We start from the raw sequence: 23,648 nt of genomic DNA, 5'->3' as shown, positions 1-23,648 counted from the left end.
TCAGGCCCCGCTCAGCTCCGTCCGCTCGCGGAACTCGTCGAGCGCCTGCGGGTTGGACAGCGCCTCCGTGTTCTTGATCGGCCGGCCGTGGACGGCGTCGCGCACCGCCAGTTCGGTGATCTTGCCGGAGCGGGTGCGCGGGATGTCGGTGACCTGCACGATCTTCGCCGGGACATGGCGGGGCGAGCAGTTGTCCTTGATCCGCTTGCGGATGGTGGCGGCAAGAGCCTCGTCCAGTTTCATCCCCTCGCGCAGCACGACGAACAGCACGACGCGCACGTCGCCATCCCATTCCTGGCCGATGCAGACCGCCTCCATGATTTCCGGCAACTGCTCGACCTGACGGTAGATCTCCGCCGTGCCGATGCGCACGCCGCCGGGGTTGAGCACCGCGTCCGAGCGGCCATAGATGACCCAGCCGCCATGCTCCGTCTGCTCGATGAAGTCGCCATGGACCCAGATGTTGGGGAAGCGGTCGAAATAGGCGGAGCGGTATTTCGAGCCGTCCGGATCGGCCCAGAAGCCGATGGGCATGCTGGGGAAGGGGCGGGTGCAGACCAGTTCGCCCTTCTCGCCGCGGACGGCGTGGCCATTGTCGTCGAAGGCCTCCACCGCCATGCCGAGGCCGCGCGTCTGGATCTCGCCCTTCCACACCGGCGAGATCGGGTTGCCCAGCACGAAGCAGGACATGATGTCGGTGCCGCCGCTGATCGAGGCGAGATGGAGGTCCTGCTTGATCGAGCGATAGACGAACTCGAAATTCTCCGGCATCAGCGGAGACCCGGTGGAGGCCAGGGCGCGGACGCTGGCCAGGGAATGGGTCTTCATCGGCTCCAGCCCGGACTTTTCCAGCGACTGGATGAACTTGGCCGAGGTGCCGAACAGCGTTACCTGCTCCGCATCGGCATAGTCGAACAGGATGTTGCCGTTGGGGGCGAAGGGCGAGCCGTCATAGAGGACCAGCGTCGTGCCGCTGGCCAATCCGGTCACCAGCCAATTCCACATCATCCAGCCGCAGGTGGTGAAGTAAAACAGCCGGTCGCCGGGCTTGAGGTCGCAGTGCAGCCGGTGTTCCTTCACATGCTGAAGGATAGTGCCGCCGGTGCCATGGACGATGCATTTCGGCTTTCCGGTGGTGCCGGACGAATAGAGGATGAACAGCGGGTGGTCGAATTCGACCCGTTCGAAGGTCGGCTCGGCCACCGGATGGGGCGCCATGAAGTCGTGGAGGCCGACGGCACCGGGGATCGCCGACAGGTCGGGATCCTTGTCGACATAGGGGACGATGACGGTGGCGACGACGGTCGGCAGGTCCTTGAGGACTTCGGCCACCTTGGCGCGGACGTCGTGGCTCTTGCCGTTGTACCAATAGGCGTCGGGGGCGAAGACCACCTTCGGCTCGATCTGGCCGAAGCGGTCGGTGATGCCCTGGATGCCGAAATCGGGCGAGCAGGACGACCACACCGCGCCCAGGCTGGTGGTGGCGATCATCGCCGCCAGCGTTTCCGGCATGTTCGGCATGATGGCGGCGACGCGGTCGCCCTTGCCGACGCCCCTGGCCTTCAGCGCCTGCTGAAGGCGGGAGGCGGTGGCCTTTAGTTCCGCCCCGCTCCAGCGGTACTTCACCTTGTCCTCGCCCCAGAAGACGACGGCATTGTCGTCCGGCGCGCCGGCCAGCAGGTTCTCGGCATAGCTGAGGTGGGCTTCCGGGAACCAGCGGGCGCCCGGCATCCTGTCGCCGTCCAGCAGATCGACGGCGCCGAGATCGCCGGTCAGCCCGGCCCATTCCCACAGGAAGCGCCAGAACCGCTCCTTCTCCGCGATCGACCAGTTGTAGAGCGCGTCGTAATCGTCCAACCGCAGTCCGAATCGCGCATTCGCCGCCTCGCGGAAGACGGTCAGGTTGGCCTGCGCGATGCGCTCCTCACTCGGGCTCCACAGCGGAGTGTCCATTCTCGGTTCCCTCAGCGTCTCGTTTTCGACCGGCCCCAGCGGCCGGCTCTCCTGCCGGGTTGCTTGTTCGTGCCCCGGATTGCCGTGCAGCATAGCGCATGGCTGCACCGGTTGTCTGCGCTCGGGTGGACGAAATCGGATAGGGTGGCGGACGGCAAGGGTAACGGAATCAAGGCGCTGCAAACGAAAAGGGCGGGAAGTTTCCTCCCCGCCCCCTGTCACCGGTTTGTCGGATTGCCGGTCAGGCGACCTTCTTCTTGCCGGCGCCGATCTTCGGCTCCTCGCCTTTCAGCAGGCGCCGGATGTTCGTCTCGTGCCGGATGAAGACCAGAACGGCGATGAACAGGCAGAGCCCGCCGACCAGCGGTCCGCCGAAATACCAGCCGGTCAACGGGCTGAGGCCGAGAGCCGTCAGCGCCGACAGCGACGAGATGCGGAACAGCGCCGCCATGACGATCCAGGTCAGGCAGGCCAGCAGCCCGACCGGCCAGCACACGGCCAGCAGGACGCCGATTGCCGTCGCGACACCCTTGCCGCCCTTGAACCCCAGCCAGACCGGGAAGCTGTGGCCCAGCATGGCGCCGCCGGCGGCCAGAACCGCCGCTTCCGGCCCGGCCCACCACAGGGCCAGCAGAGCTGCGATGGCGCCCTTGCCGCTGTCGAGCAGCAGGGTCGCCAGCGCCAGCGGCTTGTTGCCGGTGCGCAGCACGTTGGTGGCGCCGATGTTGCCGGAGCCGATCTGGCGGATGTCGCCCAGACCGGCCATCCGGGTCAGCACCAGCCCGAAGGGGATCGAGCCCAGCAGGTAGCCCAGCAGGGCGGCAAGCACGCCAGCGAACATGGGGGTCAGCACCGGATCAGCCCTCCGCCTGCCAGACGGTGCGGCCGTCGACGATGGTGCGCAGCGGCCGGCCCTGGACCGGACGGTTCTCGAAGGGCGAGTTCTTCGACTTCGACTTGAAGCGGCTGACGTCGATCTGCCACGGCACGTCGGCATCGAAGACGACCAGATCGGCCGGCCCGCCCTTGACGATGCGGCCCAGGGGCAAGTCGAGGATGGCCGCCGGGTTGGCGGTGACGCAGGCCAGCGCCTTCAGGAGCGGCATCCTGCCCTTGTGCACAAGTTCCAGCGTCAGCGGGAACAGGGTCTCCAGCCCGATGACGCCGGGGGCGGCCTGGGCGAAGGGAAGGCGCTTCTGGTCCTGGTCCTGCGGCACATGGTCGGACGCGATGGCGTCGATGGTGCCGTCGGCCAGCCCCTCGACGATGGCGCGGCGGTCCATCTCGCCACGCAGCGGCGGCGACACCTTGGCATAGGTGCGGTAGTCGCCGACGTCGGTCTCGGTCAGGGCGAAGTAATGCGGGGCGGTGTCGCAGGTCACCTTCAGTCCGCGCGCCTTGGCGCGGCGGATCAGGTCGACGGATTCGCCGGTGGTGACGTGGGCGAAGTGCAGGCGCCCGCCGGTCAACTCGGCCAGCCGCAGGTCGCGCTCGATCATGATGATCTCGGCCTCGCGGGGGATGCCGACGAGGCCGAGGCGGGTGGCGATCTCGCCGGAATTCATCATGCCGCCCGACGCCAGCGAGGGCTCTTCGGGGTGCTGGACGATCAGCTTGCCGAAGGTCTTGGCGTAGCTGAGTGCCCGGCGCATGGTCTTGGCGCTGACGATTGCCTTGATGCCGTCGGTGAAGGCGACCGCGCCGGCCTGCCCGAGCAGGCCCATCTCGGTGATCTCGTTGCCTTCGGTGCCGCGTGTGGCGGAGCCGTAGGCGAAGACCTTGACCAGCTTCACCTCGCGGGCACGCCGCGCGATGAACTCAAGACCGGCGACCTCGTCCAGCACGGGGTCGGTGTTGGGCAGCAGCGCCATGGCGGTGATGCCGCCGGCCGCCGCGGCGCGCGACGCGCTCTTGATCGTGTCCTTTTCTTCCTCGCCCGGTTCGCCGATCAGCACCCGCATGTCGACGAGGCCGGGAGCGAGGCACTGGCCGGCAAGGTCGATCACCTCCGCACCTTCGGGTGTGGAGTCGTTGAACAGGCCGGGGCCGAAATCGGCGATGGTCTCGCCATCGATCAGCAGGTCGCCGCGCTGGTCGAGGCCCGTCGCCGGATCGAGCAGGCGGGCGTTGCGGTAGACGGTACGCGCACTCATCGGGCCACTCATCAGACGGCTCCCGCAAGGTCGGACTGGCGGCGTTCACGGGTCAGCAGGTCCAGCACGGCCATGCGGACGGCCACGCCCAGCTCCACCTGATCGAGGATCATCGAGCGCTTGAGATCGTCCGCGACCTCCGAATCGATCTCCACGCCGCGGTTCATCGGACCGGGGTGCATGATGACCGCGTCCGGCTTCGCCACCTCCAGCTTTTCGTAATCGAGGCCGTAGAAGTAGAAGTATTCCCGGGTGGAGGGGACGTACTGGCCGCTCATCCGCTCGGTCTGCAGGCGCAGCATCATAACCACGTCGGCGTCGCGCAGGCCGGCCTTCATCGAGTGGTGGACCTCGACGCCCAGCCGTTCGATCTGCGACGGCAGCAGGGTTGGCGGCGCCACGCAGCGCACCCGGGCACCCATGGCGTTCAGCAGGTGAATGTTGGAGCGCGCGACGCGGCTGTGCAGGATGTCGCCGCAGATCGCCACGATCAGCCCGTCCAGCCGGCCGAGGCGTCGGCGGATCGCCAGCGCGTCGAGCAGGGCCTGGGTCGGGTGTTCGTGGTGGCCGTCGCCGGCGTTGATGACGGAGCAGTTGACCTTGTCGGCCAGCAGCTTGACGGCACCCGAATCGGCGTGGCGCACCACCAGCGCGTCGAGGTGCATGGCGTTCAGCGTCATCGCCGTGTCGATCAGGGTCTCGCCCTTCTTCACCGAACTGCTGTCGGTCGACATGTTGATGACGTCGGCCCCCAGCCGCTTGCCGGCCAGCTCGAAGCTGGTGCGGGTGCGGGTGGAGTTCTCGAAGAACAGGTTCACCTGCGTGCGGCCGTCCAACAGGTTGGACTTCTTCACGGGGCGGCGGTTCTGTTCGACATAGCCATCGGCGAGGTCGAGAATCTGGGTGATCTCGCCGGCCCGCAGCCCCTCGATTCCGAGAAGGTGGCGGTGCGGGAAGACCGTGTCGGGGGGCGGGTTCGCGCTCATGGCCGCGGACTATAGGAGCGGTCCGTTACGCCCGCAAGCCGCTCCATGCGAAGGGTTTCACACCGTTCCCGCCTCTTCGAACAACCAGTCGTAGAAGGCCTTCACCTTGGGCCGGGAAAAGTAATGCTGCGGTGCCACGACGTAATAGGCGAGGCTTCCCGGCAACCGCACATCGAACAGGCGGACCAGCCGCCCGGCGGCGATGTCGTCGGCCACCAGCACGCCGCGGGCGAGCGCTATGCCATGGCCGTTGATCGCCGCCTGGAGGGTGAAGGACGAATCGTCGAATCTCAGGCCGCGTTCGGTGTCCACCCCCTCGATCCCCGCCACCCGACACCACACCGCCCAGGAAATGTTGTAGTCGTCGTGCAGCAGCGTGTGATGCCGCAGATCCTCCGGATTCACCAGTGGCCGCTTGCCGGATAACAGGGACGGATGGCCGACCGGGAAGATGTCCTCGGTCAACAGCCGCTCCACCCGCAGATCCGGCCACAGCCCGTTGCCGAAGCGGATCGCCAGATCGACGTCGTGACGGGCGAAATCGACCACCTGCGCCGTGCTGTGGACCCGCACATCCATATCGGGATGACGCTTTTGGAAACGGACCAGCCGCGGCACCAGCCATTTGGACGCGAAGCTGGGCATGGTGGAGATGGTCAGCGTACCGCTGCTGTCGGCGCGGATCAGCCGGTCGGTAGCCTGGGACAGCGTGTCCATCGCCTCGCGCACCGGCGGCAGATAGCTCTGCCCGGCCTCGGTCAGCGCCAGCGCCCGGTTCATTCGGCGAAACAGCGGTAATCCGAGCCACTCCTCCAGCGCCTTGATCTGATGGCTGACGGCGGCCTGCGTCACATGCAGTTCTTCAGCGGCCTTTGTGAAGGAAAGATGGCGGGCGGCGGCTTCGAAGGCGCGCAGCGCGTTCAGCGGGGGCAGGCGGCGGGACATGGGGCGGTTCTGGACCGGAGGTGGATTCGGATTAGCAAAGCTAATCGATTCTATGAGAAAGCGTCGTTTGTCGGCAAGCGTTCCGTGCCCCATCCTCAGTTTCACAAGCGATCACACTGAACGGAGCGGCGAGGCTGAGGCCCCGCTCCCCATCCAGCGAAGGAAATCGGATCATGGCTAAGGGAACGCAGTCGCAGTTTTCCGCCGCAGAGCTGTTCGTCGCCAAGCCGGTGCAGACCAACCCCGGTCTGGGCGAACGCGTGGTGTCGCTGTTCGACCGCCTCGCCACCTGGAACGAGCGCCGCCGGCAGCGCCGCGCGCTGGAGGCCTTGCCCGACCACCTGCTGTCGGACATCGGCATTTCGCGTGCCGACGCCGACTATGAGGCCGAGAAGCCGTTCTGGCGGGGTTGAGCGATGACCGACGCGACGGCAGGGGGAGAGCGGGTCTGGACCGGCGGTTGCCTGTGCGGCGGCGTGCGCTATGCCATCGACACGCATCCGGAGCCGATCTCCTTCTGCCACTGTTCCCAGTGCAGGCGTCAGCACAGCCATGTCGGCGCCTACACCGGCCTGCCGCGTACGGCATTGCGTCTGCTGAACGACGCCACACTGACATGGTATGCCTCCTCTGACCGGGCGCGGCGCGGTTTCTGCGCGCGTTGCGGTGCCGGGCTGTTCTGGGAGGCGCTCGACCAGAGCGGTGCCGAAGATGGACCGCGCATCACCGTGACTGCCGGTAGCCTGGACGATGCGTCGGGACTCCGGGTCGAGCGCCACATCTTCGTCGACCACAAGGGCGCCTATTACGACATCGGCGACGACGGCGTCGAACGCCGGGCCAGCACGGGAGAGACGGTGGAATGAGCGAACAGGGCAGGGCGCTTTCCGGGGGCTGCCTGTGCGGTGGCGTGCGCTTCGTGCTGGCCGAGCGGCCGGACGGGGTTGTGACCTGCCATTGCGGGCAGTGCCGCCGCTTCCATGGTCATATCGGCGCCTACATCACCGTGCCGCGCGACACCGTCACCTTCGATGCAGATGCGACCCTGTCCTGGTATCGCTCCTCCGACATCGCGGAGCGCGGATTCTGCGGCCGGTGCGGATCGTCGCTGTTCTGGAAGGGCGACGGCAAAAGCGAGATCGAGATCGCCGCCGGCAGCCTGGATCAGCCGACCGGGCTGACGACGCTCCGCCATGGCTATGTCGCCGGCAAGGCCGATTATTACGAGATCACCGACGGGCTAGAGCAGTTTCCCGGGTCGTCGGAACCGGAATAAAGGGCTGGGGTTTCAAGCGCGGAAAGTTGCCAAGGAAAGTTGGTAGGGACATTTGTTTGTGGACGGCCGCATTCCTGCCGGGTGCGCGTTTCCGTCGCAGGTGCGTTGCGGAGCCTGCGGGTGCCTTTTCATTTGACCCTGGGTGGCTGGGGTGAGAATGATTTTCAGAAGCAAAAGGCCCACCAGCCCCTGAGGTTTTCCGCGAATGCGCCGTGTTTCCCTGCTGTCCGCCGCCTGTGCCATCGCCATTTCCGGCGCGGCTTTTCTGAACGCCGTTCCTGTCCGGGCCGACGATGCGATCACCATCGTCATCAAGGACCACAAGTTCGAACCGGCCGAGGTCAAGGTGCCTGCCAACAAGCGGGTGACCCTGCTGGTCGACAATCAGGACGCCACGTCAGAAGAGTTCGAAAGCGGCGAGATGAAGGTCGAGAAGATCGTCGGCGGCCGCAAGCAGATCAAGGTCATGGTCGGTCCGCTGAAGCCGGGGCGCTATCCCTTCTTCGGCGAGTTCCACGAGGCGACGGCGCAGGGCGCCGTGATCGCCGAGTGACACAGTCTTAAGACCGTTCGACGCAGTCTTAGGGCGCAGTCTTAAGCCAGAGACCGCCCCCGTACCGGAGACGACCATGCTCGCCAGTCTGATCATCGTCTTTCGCGAGGTTCTCGAAGCGGGCCTCATCGTCGGCATCGTGCTGGCCGCCACCCAGGGGGTGGCCGGGCGCGGCCGGTGGATCGCCCTCGGCATCGTCGGCGGCATCATCGGGTCCTGCGTCGTCGCGGCCTTCGCCGACGGCATCAGCTCGCTGTTCGCCGACACCGGGCAGGAGCTGTTCAACGCCACCGTCCTGCTGATCGCCGTCGTCATGCTGGCTTGGCACAATGCCTGGATGGCGCAGCATGGCCGCGAACTGGCGCGCGACATGAAGGCGGTCGGCCATGCGGTGCGGAGCGGCGAGAAATCGCTGGCCGCGCTTGCCATCGTCATCGGCGTCGCCGTTCTCCGCGAAGGGTCCGAGATCGTGCTGTTCCTGACGGGCATCCTGGCCTCGGAGGAGGGCGGCATCGCCACCGTGGCCGCCGGTGGGCTTGGGGGTGTGGCGCTCGGTGGGCTTGTCTCCGTCCTTCTCTATGCCGGGCTGGTGCAGATCCCGACGCGGCACCTGTTCGCCACCACCACGTGGCTGCTGACGCTTCTGGCCGCCGGCATGGCCGCCACCGCGGTCAATTTCCTGGCGCAGGGCGGCATGCTGAATGCGGGCGGGACGGTGCTGTGGGACAGCTCGGCCATTCTGCGCGACAACAGCCTGATCGGGCAGGCGCTCCATGTTCTGGTCGGCTACACCGACCGTCCGACGGAGGCGCAGCTGATCGCCTATGTCGGCGTGGTCGTCGGCATCCTGCTGCTGACCCGCTGGGCGGCCGGCAATTCGCCGTCCAACCGGTCGCGGGTTGCGTCCGCAGCGGAATGATCAATAGCATGAAGGTGTAGGGCCGGGCCGACGGTCAAGCGTCTGGCCTTGCCCGTTGAAATCGCGTCATAGTGCCGCTGCTACAGTCGAGCGGCGGGGAATATGGCGGAGCTTGTGACGTTGGTTGTGCTGCTGGCGGCGATGGTGGTCGCCGTGCCGGTGGCGAAAAGGTTCGGTTTCGGGGCGCCGCTCGGCTATCTCGCCGCCGGACTGGCGGTGGGGCCTGCGGGCCTTGGGCTGGTGACCAATGTGGGGGCGATTGCCCACGCCTCGGAACTCGGCGTCGTCATGCTGCTGTTCCTGATCGGGCTGGAGTTGCGGCCCGCCCGCCTGTGGGTCATGCGGAAATCGGTGCTTGGGCTTGGCGGTGCGCAGGTCGCCGTCACCGGTGCGGTGATCGCCGCGCTGTGCGGCTGGGGGCTGGGGCTCGCCTGGCCGACCGCGGTGGTGCTGGGCTTCGGTTTTGCCCTGTCCTCCACCGCCATGGCTCTGCCGATGATGGCGGAGCGCGGTCTGCTCGCCAACCAGTCGGGGCGCAACGCCTTTTCCATTCTGCTGTTCCAGGACCTCGCCATCATCCCGGCGGTGGCGCTGCTGCCGCTGCTGGGCAATGGCTCCGTTCCGCATGCCGACGGCGCCTGGCTGGCCGTGGCCAAGGCAGTGGTCGCGGTTGCGCTGGTGCTGATCGGCGGGCGCTATCTGCTGCGGCCGATCTTCCATGCCGTCGACCGTGCCGGCGCGCCGGAGATCTTCACCGCCACCGCCCTGCTGATCGTCATCGGCACCGCCGTGCTGATCCAGGAGGCCGGCCTGTCGATGTCGCTGGGCGCCTTCATGGCCGGCGTGCTGCTGTCGGATTCGGAATACCGGCACGAAGTGCAGGCAGACATCGAGCCGTTCGAGGGGCTGCTGCTCGGGCTGTTCTTCGTTTCGGTCGGGATGGGGGCTGACGTGCCGACGCTGATGGCGCACCCGATCCGTTTCCTCGGCCTTGCTGTCGCACTGCTGGTGGTGAAGGGGGCGGTGCTGCTGGTTCTTGCCCGCATCGCCGGCGTGCCCTGGGCCGGAGCGGGGCGGATGGCGACGGTGCTGAGCCAGGGCGGCGAGTTCGGCTTCGTGCTGTTCGGGCTGGCGGTCGGCGGCGGTGCGATGGCGGGGGAACAAGCGTCGGCAGCCATGCTGGTGGTCACCCTGTCGATGCTGGCGACCCCCTTCCTGTTCGCGGCGGAGGAGCGCTGGTTCGCACCGCGCCTGATGAGCGGCAAGCCCAAGCGGCCGTTCGACACCCCGCCCGACGAGAACCCGCCGGTCATCATCTGCGGCTTCGGCCGGGTCGGGCAGGTCGTCGGCCGCGTGCTGCGCATGCGCGGCATTGCCTTCACCGCGCTGGAGAGCAGTGCGGCGCAGGTCGACTTCGTCCGCAAGTTCGGCAGCAAGGCCTATTACGGCGACCCGACGCGCGTCGAGCTTCTGCGCGCCGCCGGGGCGGACAAGGCCAAGGTGCTGGTGGTGGCCCTGGACGACATGGAGCAGTCGCTGCGCGTGGTCGAGATGGCGACGCGCCATTTCCCCAACCTGACCATCTTCGCCCGCGCCCGCAACCGCCGCCATGTCCACCATCTGATGGACCGCGGCGTCACCCACATCGTGCGCGAGACCTTCGACAGCAGCATCCGGCTGACCGGCGATGTGCTCCGCCAGATGGGCATGGCGGAGGGCGAGGTCGTGCGGACGCTCGACACCTTCCGTGCCCATGACGAGCGGACCCTGATCCGCCAGCACGCCGTCCACAATGACGAGACCAAGCTGATCCAGACCTCCCGCGATGCCGCCGCCGAGCTTCAGTCGCTGTTCGAGGCGGACCGCGAGGATGCCGTGCAGGGAGAGGCGGAACCGAGAACAGCCAGCGCCTAACCGATCAGCAGGCTGTCGTCGCTGATCTCCGCCCCGCCGCGCTGTCTGGCGAACAGTGCGAGCAGGTGCGGCACGTCCAGTCCGGCGCGCTTCTCCCCTGCCACGTCCAGCACGACGCGGCCCTCGTGCAGCATCAGCGTGCGGTCGCCATAGTCGAGCGCCTGCCGCATCGAATGGGTGACCATCAGCGTGGTCAGGCGGTTGTCGCGGACGATGCGGCGGGTCAGATCCAGCACGAAGTCGGCGGTGGCGGGGTCGAGTGCCGCGGTGTGCTCGTCCAGCAGAAGGATCTTGGAGCCGGCGAGCGTCGCCATCAGCAGGCTGACCGCCTGACGCTGGCCGCCGGACAGCAGGCCCATGCGGTCGTGCAGCCGGTTTTCCAACCCCAGCCCCAGCGCCGCGATGCGGTCGCGGAAACCCTTGCGGCGGTCGCCGCCCAGCGCCGGCGCTAGATCTCGGCGGCGTCCGCGGGCGGCGGCGAGCGCCATGTTTTCCTCGATGGTCAACGTGGCGCAGCTGCCGGCCATCGGATCCTGGAAGACGCGGGCGACCAGACCGGCACGGCGCGGCGTGTCCCAGCGGGTGACGTCGGTGCCGTCGATGGAGATGCGCCCCTGCTCAGCCAGCACGTCGCCGGCCAGGGAGCCGAGGAAGGTCGACTTGCCGGCGCCGTTGGAGCCGATGACGGTGACGAATTCGCCTTCGGGAATGGTCAGGTCGACGCCGCGCAGCGCATGCTTTTCCAGCGGCGTGCCGCGCCCGAAGGTGACGTGGATGTCTTCGACGACGATCATCGGGCGGCTTTCGTGCTGCGGCTGGCCTTCGCCTTCAGGCGCGGCAGGATCAGGGCGACGGCGACCAGCACCGCGGTCACCAGATTGAGGTCCGAGGCCTGCAGCCCGATGGCATCCGCCGACAGTGCCAACTGGACTGCGAGACGGTAGAGGATCGACCCGGCGACGCAGCCGACCAGCGCCAGGGCCAGCGCGCGGGCGGGCAGCACCGTCTCGCCGACGATCACGGCGGCCAGCCCGACGACGATGGTGCCGATGCCGGTGGTGACGTCGGCGAAGCCATTGGTCTGGGCGAACAGGGCGCCGGCCAGACCGGTCAGGGCGTTCGACAGGGCGATGCCGGCATAGACATGGGCATCGGTGTCGACCCCCTGCGCCCGCGCCATCCGCGCATTGACGCCGGTTGCCCGCATCGCCAGCCCGAACTCGCTGCCCAGGAAGCGGGCGAGCAACAGGACGACGACCGCGACGATGGCGCCGACCACCAGCGGGCGGACGATGTGGTCGGGGATCCCCAGCCCATAGAAGGGCGTCAGCACGGTGTCCTGCATCAGCAGCGCGACGTTCGGCCGGCCCATGACCCGCAGGTTGACCGAGAACAGCGCGATCATCGTCAGGATGCTGGCGAGCAGATGCAGAATCTTGAAGCGGACGTTCAGCGTCGCCGTGACCAGCCCGGCCGCCGCTCCCGCCAGCGCTGCGGCGAGGCTTGCCAGCCACGGGTTGACCCCGGCGATCAGCAGCACCGCGCAGACGGCTGCCCCCAGCGGAAAGCTTCCGTCCACCGTCAGGTCGGGGAAGTCCAGGATGCGGAAGGACAGATAGACGCCGATGGCGACCAGCGCATAGACGAGGCCGATCTCGATGGCGCCGAACAGGGCGATTTCAGTCATTGCGGTGCTTTTGAAAGTGCTTGGCGGGGGAGCGCTCTGCTCCCCCCTGACGATCGCTTACTGCCCGACAACCTTCGTCGCGCGCTTCACCACCGCGTCGGGCAGGGTGACGCCCATGGCGGCGGCGGACTTGGGATTGACGAACAGGTCGGTGCCCTTGGCGAGCGCCACCGGGATGTCGCCCGGCTTCTCGCCCTTCAGGACGCGGGCGACGATGGCGCCGGTCTGCTTGCCGACCTGGAAATAATCGAAGCCGACCGAGGCGACCGTGCCGCGGGCGACGCTGTCGGTGTCGGCGGAGAAGATCGGCAGCTTCGCCTGCTGGCCGACCGCGATCACGCTTTCCAGGGCCGAGACGACGGTGTTGTCGAGCGGGATGTAGACGGCGTCGGCCTTGCCGACGAGGCTGCGCACCGCCGGCTGGGCATCGGACGACTTGGGCACGGAGGCCTCGACGACGCTCAACCCCACCTTGGCCGCTTCGTCCTTCAGCGCCTTGACCAGCACGATGGAGTTGGGCTCACCGGGGTTGTAGAGCACGCCGATGCGCTTGACCTGTGGCAGGATCTCGCGGATCAGCGCCACATGCTCGCCCACCGGGGCCATGTCGGACAGGCCGGTGATGTTGGCGCCGGGCTTGTCCATCGACTTGACCATCTGGGCCGAGATCGGATCGGTCACCGCGGTGAAGACAACCGGGATGTCGCGGGTCGCCGCCGCCACCGCCTGGGCCGAGGGGGTGGAGATCGGCACGATCACGTCCGGGCGGGAACCGGCGAACTGGCGGGCGATCTGGGCAGCGGTGGCCGGATTGCCCTGCGCGCTCTGGTATTCGACCTTGAGCGTCTGGCCCTGGACGAAGCCGGCGTCCTTCAGCGCCTCCACGATGCCGTTGCGGGTGGCGTCGAGTGCCGGATGCTGGACGATGGCAGTGATGGCGACGGTCTTGCTCTGCGCAATGGCCGAAACCGGCGCGGCGATCGGACCGACGAAGGCGGCGAGTGCCGCCGCGGCGCACAACAGGCGGGTGAAGGACATGGCTTGGGACTCTCCGCAACGCAAAGGTCTTCCCCTAGACTGCGCGGGCGCCGCCGTCAACTCGGCAGCAGGGGCGTCCGGGCCAGGATATGGCGGCATGCCGGCCCTGCCCGCAATCGGGAGTGTGGTTTGCCGGAGAAGAGCCTATATTGTGGGCAACACGGAAGGAGTGGCCATGATCGCAGGGACCGGAACGGCTCCGTCGAAGTTTCTCGCCTCCTTCCGCGGCCTGATCGGCTGCTGCCCCAATTGCGGGCGCGGCCGGCTGCTGCGGAACTTCCTCAAGCCGGTCGACCAGTGTTCGGCCTGCGGCGAGGCCTATGGCCACCTGCGTGCCGACGACGCGCCGCCATGGATGACGATCCTGATCGTCGGCCACATCGTCATTCCCGCCCTGCTGTCGGTCGAGCAGACCTACGAGCCGCCGACCTGGGTGCATCTGACGATCTGGCCGTCGCTGACCCTGCTGCTGACGCTGCTTCTGCTGCCGCGCTGCAAGGGTCTGGTGCTGGGGCTGCTGTGGAGTACGGGGGCGCCGGGGTCGGAGCGTGGCTAGGTCTTTGGGCCGGCGCTGAAATGGAAAACGGCACCGTGCGCCGAGGCACGGTGCCGCATTCTTTAGATCTGAAGCACTGAAGCTTCGACAAGGGGCGGAGCCCCGACTGCCGTCAGCGCGCGCTCGGCAGGGCGGTGCCGTGGCCGGCGCGGGCGCCGGACAGGCTGGCACGCAGACGGCCAAACAGCTCGCGCAGGTACTCGGCGCGCATCTGGCGGGCGGCCAGCATGATTTCGTCGTGGCTGCGGGGATCGCGGACTTCGTTGAAAGACATGGTCATGGCTCTGGGAATCTCCACGTGAGGTGAGAGACGTCCACTCCCTTTGGCATTGTTTGCTTTGTGGAGTTCAAGATAGGGCAGAGCCACTGTCCCATGAAGCGCGGTCCGTGCAACGCCGACCGACGTTTTCCGTATCAGCTTCGTCAATCAACGGAGGTGCGAACTATTGCCGCAGGACGCGGTTCGCAGCTGACCGCGGGCAACAGTTCGCCGGTCCGACTTCACTCTCGGTCGCGTGCGCCGTCCACCGCGACATTGCGGTCGGAGACGATGCGGTCGTTGCCGCGTTCCCCTGCCTGCCCCTGCGGCCGGTCGGGCTGGCGCGGCGGCAGCGGGCCGGTGCCGAGACCACCGGCCTCCTCGCTGCCGGGGATGCCGAAATCCTCGTCGGGCTGGTCGATAGGGCTGCCGGCGCCGGGACCGATGATGCGCTGGAAGCCTTCGATCTCCTCGTCCACGTCCAGATGATCGCGCGTCTCGCGGATATCCAGCGGGATGTCGCGCTCGTCGATGCGGCCGCTGTCGCTGGGGCCGGTGGCGTTGCCGGTCTTGCGGCTGTCGATACTGCGGTCATTGGTGGCCATGGACGCTCTCCGAATCTGCTGTGTCGAGGTTTCGCTTCCCTCAACAGGGTGGAAGGGCACTTGTCACCGACCGCACGTCGAACCAGCCGCCGACGCTGTGGCGCAGATCGTGTCGCCGGTCCTGTTCCGGTGCCGGAGCGATGTCCCACAGCCAGGACATGTCGGGGGCGGGAAGGGCGAGGCCCCAGGTCGAATCCTCCACCTCGGTCACGGTGCCGCCATGGAACCAGGAGGCGTCGATGTCGGTGAACAGCGCCGCATGTTCGGCGATGGCGCTCAGCCAGCACAGATGGCCGTGGACCATGCGCAGCGCGAAGGCCATCCGGTCCGCCGCCGGGATCTTCGGGGCGCGGCGTTCCACCGCCTCCAGCGGCAGCAGGGGCAACTGGGACAGCAGATTGCAAGAGAGGGCGAAGCGAAAGGGGCTCCCCTCCGGAATCGGCGCAACGAAGCCGGTCGGCAGCGGGCCGCGGCTGTCGAGCGACGCTGCAAGCGGGGCAAGGGCGCCGCTGACGTCCATCTCGACCAGCCGGACGTTGGGCAAGGCGGCGGCCCGGCGGCGGACGGCGCGGCTGTGCAGGATGTCGACCAGCACCACCTCGTCGAAGCGGGCCGTCAGCTTTTCCAGCGGAATTTCGATCAGCAGCCCGGACCCGGCGACCAGCGCCCGTCCGCCCGGAGTCGCCCATTCCATCGCCTGTTCGACGAAACGGTGGCAGGCGGCGACGTGTGGCGCCCACGCCCGTCTTTGCCGCCGATGGCGGGCGCCCAGCGCCACCATCTCCGACAGATAACCGAACCTGCGGGCCAGCGGCGGGCAGGGGGTGGTCAGATATTCGAAGGCTTCGCGCAACATCGCCGGCCAATTCCCTTCCGTCCGTGTCTCCCTGGCGCCTCGCTTTTTGGCTGTCTCACCCCTTGACCCGCGAGGGTGGCAAGGTACCTATGGCGCCATGGTCGAGATCAAGAGGAAAGCAGCCCTCGTCACCGGGGCCGGCAAGCGCATCGGGCGGGCCATCGCGCTCGATCTGGCGGGGCAGGGGTGGGACGTCGCCGTCCATTACCGAAGCTCCCGCGCGGAGGCCGATGCCGTCGTTGCGGAGATCGAGCGGGTGGGCGGACGCGCCATGGCCTTCGCCGCCGATCTGGACCGCGAGGCGGAGGTGAAGACCCTGGTGCCGGCGGTGACGGAGCAGCTCGGTCCGCTGACCCTGCTGGTCAACAACGCGTCCCGGTTCGAACGCGACGAGGTCGCCGACGTGACCCGCGAATCGTGGGACGCGCATATGGAGGCGAACCTGCGGGCTCCCTTCGTGCTGTCGCAGGACTTCGCGTCGCGGTTGCCGGACGGGGAGAGTGGGCTGATCGTCAACATCATCGACCAGCGCGTCTGGAACCCCACGCCACATTTCGTCTCCTACACCCTGTCGAAAATGGGGCTGTGGGCGCTGACCCGGACGATGGCGTTGGCGCTTGCCCCGCGGATCCGCGTCAACGGCATCGGTCCCGGCCCGACCCTGCGCAACGACCGCCAGACGGTGGAGGAATTCGCCGAACAGTGGGACTCGACTCCGCTGCGGCGCGGCACCACGCCGGAAGAGGTCTGCGCCGCCATCCGCTTCCTGATCGCCGCCCCAGCGATGACCGGACAGATGATCGCGCTGGACGGTGGGGAGCATCTGGGATGGGCGCAGCCGGCGCATGGCTTCGTACCCACCGAATGACGGCATGTTACAGCGCGTAAACATGGGAAGACGCGCCCGCCCGGCGCCGGACGGCGGGCATGATGGAAGCGCGGGCGAGGAAAAGGACCGCGCGTTTTACACAGGTGCCCCACCCCGCGCAAGAGGCGCCTGCGCCGCAGCGACGATTTTGTGTCAGCGTGTCAATTCCCGCTCTTGACTTGACCCTGTCCTAGTGAAATCAATGGCTTAGCAAAAATGCTCAAAAAATAGGCAGAGGCATGCGATCCCTTGCGGCGCCTAGCTCCGGGCGGGCTACTCCCTCCGTTATCGACAAACTTATCCACAGGTTTCGTGGATATTCTTCCGGAGGGGTGAGTCGATCCACATGCGACCTGCATGTGCCCAACAGTTGACCCGCGGCGGCCGCTCGACGACATTCTGGTCATGTCCGAAACGCATTCCTCAGACCCCCTGGATTCCCCCTCGGCCGACGATGCCGCAGATGGTTTCGCTGAAGATCGCCCGGCCGAAGGCGGTTTGACCGATTTGGCCGCCCCGACTGACGCGGTGCCGGTGGGGGAAGGTGCCGCCGCGCGCCCGAAGCGGCGTCCGGCCGACATCAACCGGGGTGTCGAGATCATTCGGGAGCATCTGAAGACCCTGCCGCAGACGCCGGGCGTCTATCGCATGCTGGCGGGCGACGGGGCGGTCCTGTATGTCGGCAAGGCGCGCAACCTGAAGCGCCGGGTGACCAACTACACCCAGGTGGGAAAGCTGCCGGTCAGGCTCCAGCGCATGGTCGCGGAGACAGAGACGATGGAGTTCGTCAACACCCACACCGAGGTGGAGGCGCTGCTTCTCGAATCGAACCTGATCAAGAAGCTGATGCCGCGGTACAATGTGTTGTTGCGGGACGACAAGACGTTTCCGCACATCATGATCACCAAAGACCACGACTATCCGCAGCTGACCAAGCACCGCGGTGCCCGTGGGCGCGACGCCGACTATTTCGGTCCCTTCGCCTCGGCCGGGGCGGTGAACCGCACCATCACGGCTCTGCAACGCGCCTTCCTGCTGCGCAACTGTGCCGACACGGTGTTCGCCGCCCGCACCCGGCCCTGCCTGCAATTCCAGATCAAGCGCTGCACGGCGCCCTGCGTGGGCCGGGTCAGCCCGGGGGAGTATCAGGCGCAGGTCAATCAGGCGCGTGCCTTCCTGTCGGGCAAGAGCCGCGACATCCAGGCGGAGTTCGCCGACCGGATGATGGCCGCGTCCGACGCGATGGATTTCGAGACGGCGGCGCGCTACCGCGACCGTATCCGCGCCCTGACGGCGATCCAGGCCCACCAGGACATCAATGTCGAGGGGGTGGTGGAGGATGCCGACGTCATCGCCGCCTATGCCGAGGGCGGAGTGACCTGCATCCAGGTCTTCTTCTTCCGCGGCGGGCGCAACTACGGCAACCGCGCTTACTTTCCCAGCCACGACAAGGCGGCGGAGACCGACGAGGTTCTCGCCGCCTTCATCGCCCAGTTCTACGAGAACAAGGCGGCGCCGCCGCTGGTTCTGGTCAGCCACGCCCTGCCGGAGCTGGAACTGCTGAGCGAGGCGCTGGCGGTCCGTGCCGGGCACAAGGTGGAGTTGGCGGAGCCCAAGCGCGGCGAGAAGCGCCGGATCGTCGAGCATGCGCTGACCAACGCGCGCGAGGCGCATGGGCGCCGGCTGGCCGAAAGCTCCAGCCAGGCGCGGCTGCTCGAAGGGGTGGCCGCCGCCTTCGGGATGGATTCGGCGCCGGAGCGGGTTGAGGTCTACGACAACTCACACATCCAGGGGGCGCACGCCATTGGCGGTATGATCGTCGCCGGTCCGGACGGCTTCATTAAGAACGCCTACCGCAAGTTCAACATCCGCACGGAGGGTGCGGCCGGCGACGACTTCGCCATGATGCGCGAGGTGCTGACCCGCCGATTCGGCCGGGCGGTGAAGGAGGATCCGGAACGCAGCCTGGGAAGCTGGCCCGATCTGGTGCTGATCGACGGCGGCCTGGGACAGCTGAACGTCGCGCTGGAGGTGTTCGCGGAGTTGGGGATCGACGACGTGACGCTGGTCGGCATCGCCAAGGGGCCGGACCGCGATGCGGGACGCGAGCATTTCTTCATGGAGAACCGCCCGCCCTTCCAGATGGAGCCGCGCGACCCGGTGCTGTATTTCCTGCAACGGCTGCGCGACGAGGCCCACCGCTTCGCCATCGGTACCCACCGGGCCAAGCGGACCAAGGCCATCGGCAAATCGCCTATCGACGAGATCGCCGGCATCGGTCCCGCCCGCAAGAAGGCCCTGCTGCACCATTTCGGCAGCGGCGCCGCCGTGGCGCGCGCCGGGCTCGCCGATCTGGAGGCGGTGGAAGGGATCAATCGCACCGTTGCGAAAAAGATATACGATCACTTCCATCCCGATGGTTAGAATGCAGGCACACGAATTCAGCCGGCTCTCTCACGGGCGCCGTGCGGCGACATCCTCCAGCGGTTCGAGTTCTCCGTCATGCTGACCAGCCTGCCCAACCTGCTGACCCTGTCGCGCATCGCGGTGATCCCGGTGGTGGTCGGGCTGTTCTACGTGCCGGAGGCGTGGGCCGCCTATACCGCCTGCTCGCTCTATGCGGCCGCCTGCATCACCGACTGGTTCGACGGCTATCTGGCGCGCGCCTGGGCGCAGGAAAGCGTGATCGGCAAGTTCCTGGACCCCATCGCCGACAAGCTGCTGGTGGCGGCGACGCTGATCATGCTGGCGGGCTTCCATCGGCTGACCGGCCTGTCGATCCTGCCGGCGGTTGTGATCCTGCTGCGCGAGGTTCTGGTGTCGGGCCTGCGCGAGTATCTGGCCGGCCTGCATGTCGGCGTGCCGGTGACCTGGCTGGCGAAATGGAAGACGACGATCCAGATGATCGCACTGGGTTTCCTGATCGTCGGGGATTATGGTCCGGCCGAACTGCCGGTGACCTTCATCGGTACGGTCGGCCTGTGGATCGCCGCGGCGCTGACCTTCTACACCGGGTGGGATTACATGCGCGCCGGCTTGACCCACATGATGGCGGAGCAGCCGGCGAAGCCCGGTGCCGCCCGTTCGGCCCGTAGCGCCGGTTGAAAGTTTCCGACATGAAGATTTTCGGGCTGACCGGCTGGAGCGGCAGCGGCAAGACCTCGCTGATGGTGCGCCTGATTCCGGCGCTGACCGCGCGTGGTTTGCGGGTTTCGACGGTCAAGCATGCGCACAAGGGCTTCGACATCGACCATCCCGGCAAGGACAGCCACAACCACCGCATGGCCGGCGCCACGGAGGTTCTGGTCAGTTCCCCGCGCCGCTGGGCGCTGATGCACGAACTGCGCGACGCCGAACCGGAATTGACGCTGGACCAGCTGATCGGCAAGATCGCACCGGTCGATCTGCTGTTGATCGAGGGCTTCAAGCGCGACCGGCACGAGAAGATCGAGGTCTGGCGGGCCGATGTGGACAAGGCGCTGATCGCACCGGACGACCCCACCATCGTCGCGGTGGCAAGCGACAGTGCGGTGCCGGGATGCCCGGTTCCGGTGCTGGACCTCAACGACGCGGATGCGGTCGCGGCCTTCATCGTCGCGCGCTGCGGGTTGGGGTGAGGCTGAGCCTTCACGTGGTCGGACGGTAGTATGGATGGCGCTTCCTCCACCACCCAGCGGGCGTCCGATCGCGGTGAGCATCGGCTCGCCATCTTCGATTTCGACGGGACACTGGCCGACTCCTTTCCCTGGTTCGTCGGCGTTCTGAACGGCGTCGCCGACCGTTATGGATTCTGTCGCGTGAAGGCCGACGAGGTCGAACTGCTTCGCGGCTATGACGCGCGGCAGATCATGCGGCACCTGCAGGTACCCGGCTGGAAGCTCCCCTTCATCGCCAACCACATGCGCCGGCTGATGGCGAGCGACATCGACGGCATCCGGCTGTTCGACGGTGTGCCCGACATGCTGCGGGCGATTACCGAGCGGGGGGTGACGGTCGCCGTCGTCAGCTCCAATTCCGTCGAGAACATCCGCCGTATCCTGGGACCGGAGGCGACGGGACAGATCGCTCATTTCGGCTGCGGTGCCTCGCTGTTCGGCAAGGCGGCGAAGTTCCGCAGGATTCTGCGCATCACCGGCGTTCCGGCGTCCCATGCCGTCGGGATCGGGGATGAGGTGCGTGACATCGAGGCGGCACGGACGGTGGGCATGGCCTGTGCCGCGGTTGCCTGGGGCTACACGCGCGGCGATGCGCTGGCGGCGCGGCATCCGGATCGGCTGCTGACCCGGGTGGAGGAGATCCCCGGCCTGTTCGGCGGCTGAATGCCACGTCCCGGAAAGCGCGCCTTTTCCCTCTTCGCACCCGATGCCGCAACGGACTAGAGTGACGGCCATGGTGCAACTCGACAATGACTGCTTCGCCTTCGGCGGACCGATGATGGCGCTGGAGCCGGCGCTGGCGCTGCTGGCCGGACGGGTCGGGCCGGTGACGGCGACCGAAGCCGTGCCGCTGTCCGATGCGCTGGGGCGGGTTCTGGCTGCCGATCTGGTGGCGCCCTTCAATGTGCCGCCGCACGACAACGCCGCAGTGGACGGCTATGCCGTGTTCTTCGACGACCTCGATGCCGATGCCCCCACCACTCTGCCGGTGACGGCGCGGGTCGCCGCCGGGCAGTGGCTCGGCCGGCCGGCGGCGCGGGGGGAGGCGGTGCGGATTTTCACCGGCGCGCCGATGCCCGCGGGCATGGACACCGTCTTCATGCAGGAGGATTGCCGCAGCGCCGGGACCGGACGCGATGCAACCGTCACCCTGCCGCCCGGCATTCGCCGTGGCGTGAACCGCCGGCTGGCGGGAGAGGATGTGCGCGAGGGCTCGGTCGTGCTTTCGGCCGGGCGCCGCCTGCGGCCGGAGGACATCGCGCTTGCCGCCTCGCTCGGCCATGCGGTGCTGGACGTGCGCTGCCGCCTGAGGGTGGCGGTGTTCTCCACCGGCGACGAGCTGCGGCAGCCGGGGCAGGGGCTCGAGCCCGGCGCCGTCTATGACGCCAACCGTTTTGCCCTGATCGCGCTGCTGACCCGGTTGGGCTGCGCCGTCACCGACCTCGGCATTCTGCCTGACCGGTTCGAGGCCATCCGCGATGCTCTGGCGGAGGCGGCAGCCGGTCATGACGCGCTCATCACCTCCGGCGGCATGTCCACCGGCGAGGAGGACCACGTCAAGCCGGCGGTTGAGGCGAACGGACGGCTCGATTTCTGGCGGCTGGCGATCAAGCCGGGACGGCCGGTGGCGCTGGGACGGGTGCGCGACGCCGTGTTCGTCGGCTTGCCCGGCAACCCGGTTGCGGTGGTGGTGACCTTCCTGCGCATCGCCCGGCCGATCCTGCTGACGCTGATGGGGGCATCCGCTGAGACGCCGAGGCCGATCCCGGTGCGCGCGGGCTTCGCCCACAAGAAGAAGCCAGGCCGGCGCGAGTTTCTGCGCGGGTCGCTGGTGTTGGGTGCCGATGGCGCGCTGGAGGCGGCCAAATATCCGCGCGACGGGGCCGGTGTGCTGTCGTCGTTGGTGGAGTCCGAGGGTTTGATCGAACTGCCCGAGGATCTGGCGCGGGTCGAACCCGGCATGACCGTCGATTTCCTGCCTTTCAAAGAATTCCTGTAGAGGTCGCGTGATGAAGATTCTCTATTTCGCTTGGCTGCGCAGCAAGATCGGCGTTCCGACCGAGACGGTAGATCTGCCGGTGGAGGTCGCCACGGCCGGCGATCTCGTCGAATGGCTGAAGACCCGCAGCCCCCGCCATGCCGAAGCCCTGGCGAACAGCAAGGTGGTCAAGGTGGCGGTGAACCAGGAGCATGTGCCCTATGATCACCCGATCTCGCCCACCGACGAGGTGGCGCTGTTCCCGCCGGTGACGGGGGGCTGACGGCATGGCGATCCGCGTCCAGGCCGGGGATTTCGATGTCGGTGCCGAATATGCCGCCTTCACCGCCGGCCGCACCAGCGTCGGCGGGGTGGCGATGTTCGTCGGGCTGGTGCGCGACATCGCCGGCGGTGCCGCCGTCAGCGCCATGACGCTGGAGCATTACCCCGGCATGACCGAGAAGCAGTTGGAGGCGATCGAGGAAGAGGCGCGCCGCCGCTGGCCCTTGGACGACGTGCTGGTGATCCACCGCCATGGCCGGCTGGAGCCGGGCGACCGCATCGTGATGGTCGCCACCGCGTCGGCCCACCGGGACGCCGCCTTCGAGTCCTGCCGCTTCCTGATGGACTGGCTGAAGACCAAGGCCCCCTTCTGGAAGCTGGAAGCCACGCCGGAGGGCGAGCGCTGGGTCGAGGCCAAGAACAGCGACGATGCAGCGGCGGCGCGGTGGGCGAAATGAAGTCTCGCGAAATGAAGTCTCGGGCGAGGCGGGGCGCGCTCAGGCGTGCCCGGCTTCGCCCGACAGCATGGAGACGCTGACGCCCAGCTTGCCGATGGCGCGTTCCCACTTGGCATCCAGGTCGGTATCGAACAGCAGTTTCTCGTCGCAGGGCACGTTCAGCCAGCCATTGGCCTGGAATTCGGCATCGAGCTGCCCCGGACCCCAGCCGGCATAGCCGAGCAGCAGCAGGTTGCGGCGAGGGCCACGGTCTTCGGAGATGGCGCGCAGGATGTCGATGGTGGCGGTCAGGGCCACGTCGTCGTTCACGACCAGGGTGCCGTCGCGGACATAATCGGTCGAATGCAGGACGAAGCCGCGGCCCGACTCGACCGGGCCGCCATAATGCACCGGCAGGTTGTTGACCGGCTGCGAGATGTCCATGTCGAGCTGTTCCAGCAGATCCTCGAACGTGATCGACCCGAACAGCCGGTTGACCACCAGCCCCATTGCGCCGTCTTCGTTGTGGGCGCAGACATAGATGACCGTACGCTGGAAACGTGGGTCCTCCATTCCGGGCATGGCGATCAGCAGCTGGCCGGTCAGCGTTTCCGTGGTCTTGGACTCCGGAGACTTGGTCAGGCGCGGCATGGGCGATTATCCTTGTCGTCGGTCCGGTGCGGGAAACCGCGTCCGTACCCACGTGCGGTTGTGGTTGGCGCTCTGG

The 23,648-nt window shown here is 67.4% G+C and carries 27 protein-coding genes; 15 read left to right on the top strand and 12 right to left on the bottom strand.

Annotation, left to right across the window (positions count from 1 at the left end; translation table 11 throughout):
• The 5 genes from ABNQ40_RS23975 to ABNQ40_RS23955 form a co-directional block, all read right to left on the bottom strand.
• A complete protein-coding gene (locus ABNQ40_RS23975; RefSeq protein WP_109051754.1) occupies positions 1–1,953 on the bottom strand; it encodes an acetoacetate--CoA ligase in 1,953 nt (650 codons plus the stop codon).
• A gap of 241 nt (positions 1,954–2,194) precedes the next feature.
• Positions 2,195–2,794, bottom strand: coding sequence for a glycerol-3-phosphate 1-O-acyltransferase PlsY (plsY, locus tag ABNQ40_RS23970; protein WP_109051755.1), 600 nt, complete (start codon positions 2,792–2,794; stop codon positions 2,195–2,197).
• A 16-nt stretch (positions 2,795–2,810) separates the two neighbouring features.
• Positions 2,811–4,106, bottom strand: a complete 1,296-nt coding sequence (locus ABNQ40_RS23965) for a dihydroorotase family protein (protein WP_109051756.1) — start codon at positions 4,104–4,106, stop codon at positions 2,811–2,813.
• A gap of 11 nt (positions 4,107–4,117) precedes the next feature.
• Positions 4,118–5,092: an aspartate carbamoyltransferase catalytic subunit gene (locus ABNQ40_RS23960; RefSeq protein WP_098739924.1), complete on the bottom strand. Its 975-nt coding sequence runs from the start codon at positions 5,090–5,092 to the stop codon at positions 4,118–4,120.
• A 57-nt stretch (positions 5,093–5,149) separates the two neighbouring features.
• Positions 5,150–6,037, bottom strand: coding sequence for a transcriptional regulator GcvA (locus ABNQ40_RS23955; RefSeq protein WP_109051757.1), 888 nt, complete (start codon positions 6,035–6,037; stop codon positions 5,150–5,152).
• A 173-nt stretch (positions 6,038–6,210) separates the two neighbouring features.
• Here ABNQ40_RS23955 and ABNQ40_RS23950 point away from each other — a divergent pair, with 173 nt between their 5' ends.
• From ABNQ40_RS23950 to ABNQ40_RS23925, 6 genes are all read left to right on the top strand, one after another.
• Positions 6,211–6,450, top strand: a complete 240-nt coding sequence (locus ABNQ40_RS23950; protein ID WP_109051758.1) for a DUF1127 domain-containing protein — start codon at positions 6,211–6,213, stop codon at positions 6,448–6,450.
• Between the two features lie 3 nt (positions 6,451–6,453).
• Entirely contained in the window at positions 6,454–6,903 is a 450-nt protein-coding gene (locus ABNQ40_RS23945; RefSeq protein WP_109051759.1) for a GFA family protein, read from the top strand.
• A complete protein-coding gene (locus tag ABNQ40_RS23940; RefSeq protein ID WP_109051760.1) occupies positions 6,900–7,313 on the top strand; it encodes a GFA family protein in 414 nt (137 codons plus the stop codon). The genes ABNQ40_RS23945 and ABNQ40_RS23940 overlap by 4 nt, the downstream gene beginning before the upstream one ends.
• 205 nt (positions 7,314–7,518) lie before the next feature.
• Positions 7,519–7,866, top strand: a complete 348-nt coding sequence (locus ABNQ40_RS23935; protein ID WP_109051761.1) for a cupredoxin domain-containing protein — start codon at positions 7,519–7,521, stop codon at positions 7,864–7,866.
• A 76-nt stretch (positions 7,867–7,942) separates the two neighbouring features.
• Positions 7,943–8,785: an FTR1 family protein gene (locus ABNQ40_RS23930; RefSeq protein WP_109051762.1), complete on the top strand. Its 843-nt coding sequence runs from the start codon at positions 7,943–7,945 to the stop codon at positions 8,783–8,785.
• A 114-nt stretch (positions 8,786–8,899) separates the two neighbouring features.
• Positions 8,900–10,699: a monovalent cation:proton antiporter-2 (CPA2) family protein gene (locus ABNQ40_RS23925; protein ID WP_391347493.1), complete on the top strand. Its 1,800-nt coding sequence runs from the start codon at positions 8,900–8,902 to the stop codon at positions 10,697–10,699.
• Here the strand turns inward: ABNQ40_RS23925 and ABNQ40_RS23920 are convergent.
• Genes ABNQ40_RS23920 through ABNQ40_RS23910 form a run of 3 tightly spaced genes read right to left on the bottom strand, consistent with a single transcriptional unit; the run spans position 10,696 to position 13,424 of the window.
• Positions 10,696–11,493, bottom strand: coding sequence for an ABC transporter ATP-binding protein (locus ABNQ40_RS23920; protein WP_109051764.1), 798 nt, complete (start codon positions 11,491–11,493; stop codon positions 10,696–10,698). The genes ABNQ40_RS23925 and ABNQ40_RS23920 overlap by 4 nt on opposite strands.
• The gene (locus ABNQ40_RS23915) at positions 11,490–12,386 is read right to left on the bottom strand and encodes an ABC transporter permease (protein ID WP_109051765.1); all 897 of its coding nucleotides are present in this window, start codon (positions 12,384–12,386) and stop codon (positions 11,490–11,492) included. Before ABNQ40_RS23915 ends, ABNQ40_RS23920 begins: the two co-directional genes overlap by 4 nt.
• A 57-nt stretch (positions 12,387–12,443) precedes the next feature.
• The gene (locus tag ABNQ40_RS23910; protein WP_391347489.1) at positions 12,444–13,424 is read right to left on the bottom strand and encodes an ABC transporter substrate-binding protein; all 981 of its coding nucleotides are present in this window, start codon (positions 13,422–13,424) and stop codon (positions 12,444–12,446) included.
• A gap of 175 nt (positions 13,425–13,599) precedes the next feature.
• On the opposite strand from ABNQ40_RS23910, the gene ABNQ40_RS23905 reads away from it, so the two are divergent.
• Positions 13,600–13,980, top strand: a complete 381-nt coding sequence (locus ABNQ40_RS23905) for a DUF983 domain-containing protein (protein WP_098739913.1) — start codon at positions 13,600–13,602, stop codon at positions 13,978–13,980.
• 112 nt (positions 13,981–14,092) lie between these two features.
• On the opposite strand, the gene ABNQ40_RS23900 is transcribed toward ABNQ40_RS23905, so the two are convergent.
• From ABNQ40_RS23900 to ABNQ40_RS23890, 3 genes are all read right to left on the bottom strand, one after another.
• Positions 14,093–14,260 carry an RSP_7527 family protein gene (locus tag ABNQ40_RS23900; protein ID WP_158285619.1) on the bottom strand — a complete coding sequence of 56 codons (168 nt, stop codon included), beginning with the start codon at positions 14,258–14,260 and terminating at the stop codon, positions 14,093–14,095.
• Between the two features lie 221 nt (positions 14,261–14,481).
• The gene (locus tag ABNQ40_RS23895; protein ID WP_109051767.1) at positions 14,482–14,844 is read right to left on the bottom strand and encodes a hypothetical protein; all 363 of its coding nucleotides are present in this window, start codon (positions 14,842–14,844) and stop codon (positions 14,482–14,484) included.
• A gap of 40 nt (positions 14,845–14,884) precedes the next feature.
• Entirely contained in the window at positions 14,885–15,700 is an 816-nt protein-coding gene (locus ABNQ40_RS23890) for a hypothetical protein (protein ID WP_391349083.1), read from the bottom strand.
• Between the two features lie 97 nt (positions 15,701–15,797).
• Here ABNQ40_RS23890 and ABNQ40_RS23885 point away from each other — a divergent pair, with 97 nt between their 5' ends.
• From ABNQ40_RS23885 to moaE, 8 genes are all read left to right on the top strand, one after another.
• Positions 15,798–16,568 (top strand): SDR family oxidoreductase, encoded by a 771-nt coding sequence (locus ABNQ40_RS23885; RefSeq protein WP_109049934.1) that lies wholly within the window; start codon positions 15,798–15,800, stop codon positions 16,566–16,568.
• 405 nt (positions 16,569–16,973) lie between these two features.
• Positions 16,974–18,992 carry an excinuclease ABC subunit UvrC gene (gene uvrC, locus ABNQ40_RS23880; protein ID WP_109049933.1) on the top strand — a complete coding sequence of 673 codons (2,019 nt, stop codon included), beginning with the start codon at positions 16,974–16,976 and terminating at the stop codon, positions 18,990–18,992.
• A 78-nt stretch (positions 18,993–19,070) separates the two neighbouring features.
• Positions 19,071–19,673: a CDP-diacylglycerol--glycerol-3-phosphate 3-phosphatidyltransferase gene (gene pgsA, locus ABNQ40_RS23875; protein ID WP_109049932.1), complete on the top strand. Its 603-nt coding sequence runs from the start codon at positions 19,071–19,073 to the stop codon at positions 19,671–19,673.
• Between the two features lie 11 nt (positions 19,674–19,684).
• Positions 19,685–20,185, top strand: coding sequence for a molybdopterin-guanine dinucleotide biosynthesis protein B (gene mobB / locus ABNQ40_RS23870; protein ID WP_109049931.1), 501 nt, complete (start codon positions 19,685–19,687; stop codon positions 20,183–20,185).
• Between the two features lie 30 nt (positions 20,186–20,215).
• Positions 20,216–20,887, top strand: a complete 672-nt coding sequence (locus ABNQ40_RS23865) for an HAD hydrolase-like protein (RefSeq protein ID WP_109049930.1) — start codon at positions 20,216–20,218, stop codon at positions 20,885–20,887.
• Between the two features lie 70 nt (positions 20,888–20,957).
• Positions 20,958–22,223 (top strand): gephyrin-like molybdotransferase Glp, encoded by a 1,266-nt coding sequence (gene glp / locus ABNQ40_RS23860; RefSeq protein ID WP_109049929.1) that lies wholly within the window; start codon positions 20,958–20,960, stop codon positions 22,221–22,223.
• Between the two features lie 10 nt (positions 22,224–22,233).
• The gene (moaD, locus tag ABNQ40_RS23855) at positions 22,234–22,485 is read left to right on the top strand and encodes a molybdopterin converting factor subunit 1 (RefSeq protein ID WP_109049928.1); all 252 of its coding nucleotides are present in this window, start codon (positions 22,234–22,236) and stop codon (positions 22,483–22,485) included.
• A 4-nt stretch (positions 22,486–22,489) separates the two neighbouring features.
• Positions 22,490–22,942, top strand: a complete 453-nt coding sequence (gene moaE, locus ABNQ40_RS23850) for a molybdopterin synthase catalytic subunit MoaE (RefSeq protein ID WP_109049927.1) — start codon at positions 22,490–22,492, stop codon at positions 22,940–22,942.
• A 39-nt stretch (positions 22,943–22,981) separates the two neighbouring features.
• On the opposite strand, the gene ABNQ40_RS23845 is transcribed toward moaE, so the two are convergent.
• Positions 22,982–23,572 carry a YqgE/AlgH family protein gene (locus ABNQ40_RS23845; protein WP_109049926.1) on the bottom strand — a complete coding sequence of 197 codons (591 nt, stop codon included), beginning with the start codon at positions 23,570–23,572 and terminating at the stop codon, positions 22,982–22,984.
• Positions 23,573–23,648: the final 76 nt, after the last annotated feature.

It is taken from the genome of Azospirillum sp. A23 (genome assembly GCF_042938965.1).
In the GTDB taxonomy this organism is placed as follows: Bacteria; Pseudomonadota; Alphaproteobacteria; order Azospirillales; family Azospirillaceae; genus Azospirillum; species Azospirillum melinis.
This window is presented reverse-complemented; position numbering and strand designations above follow the sequence as displayed.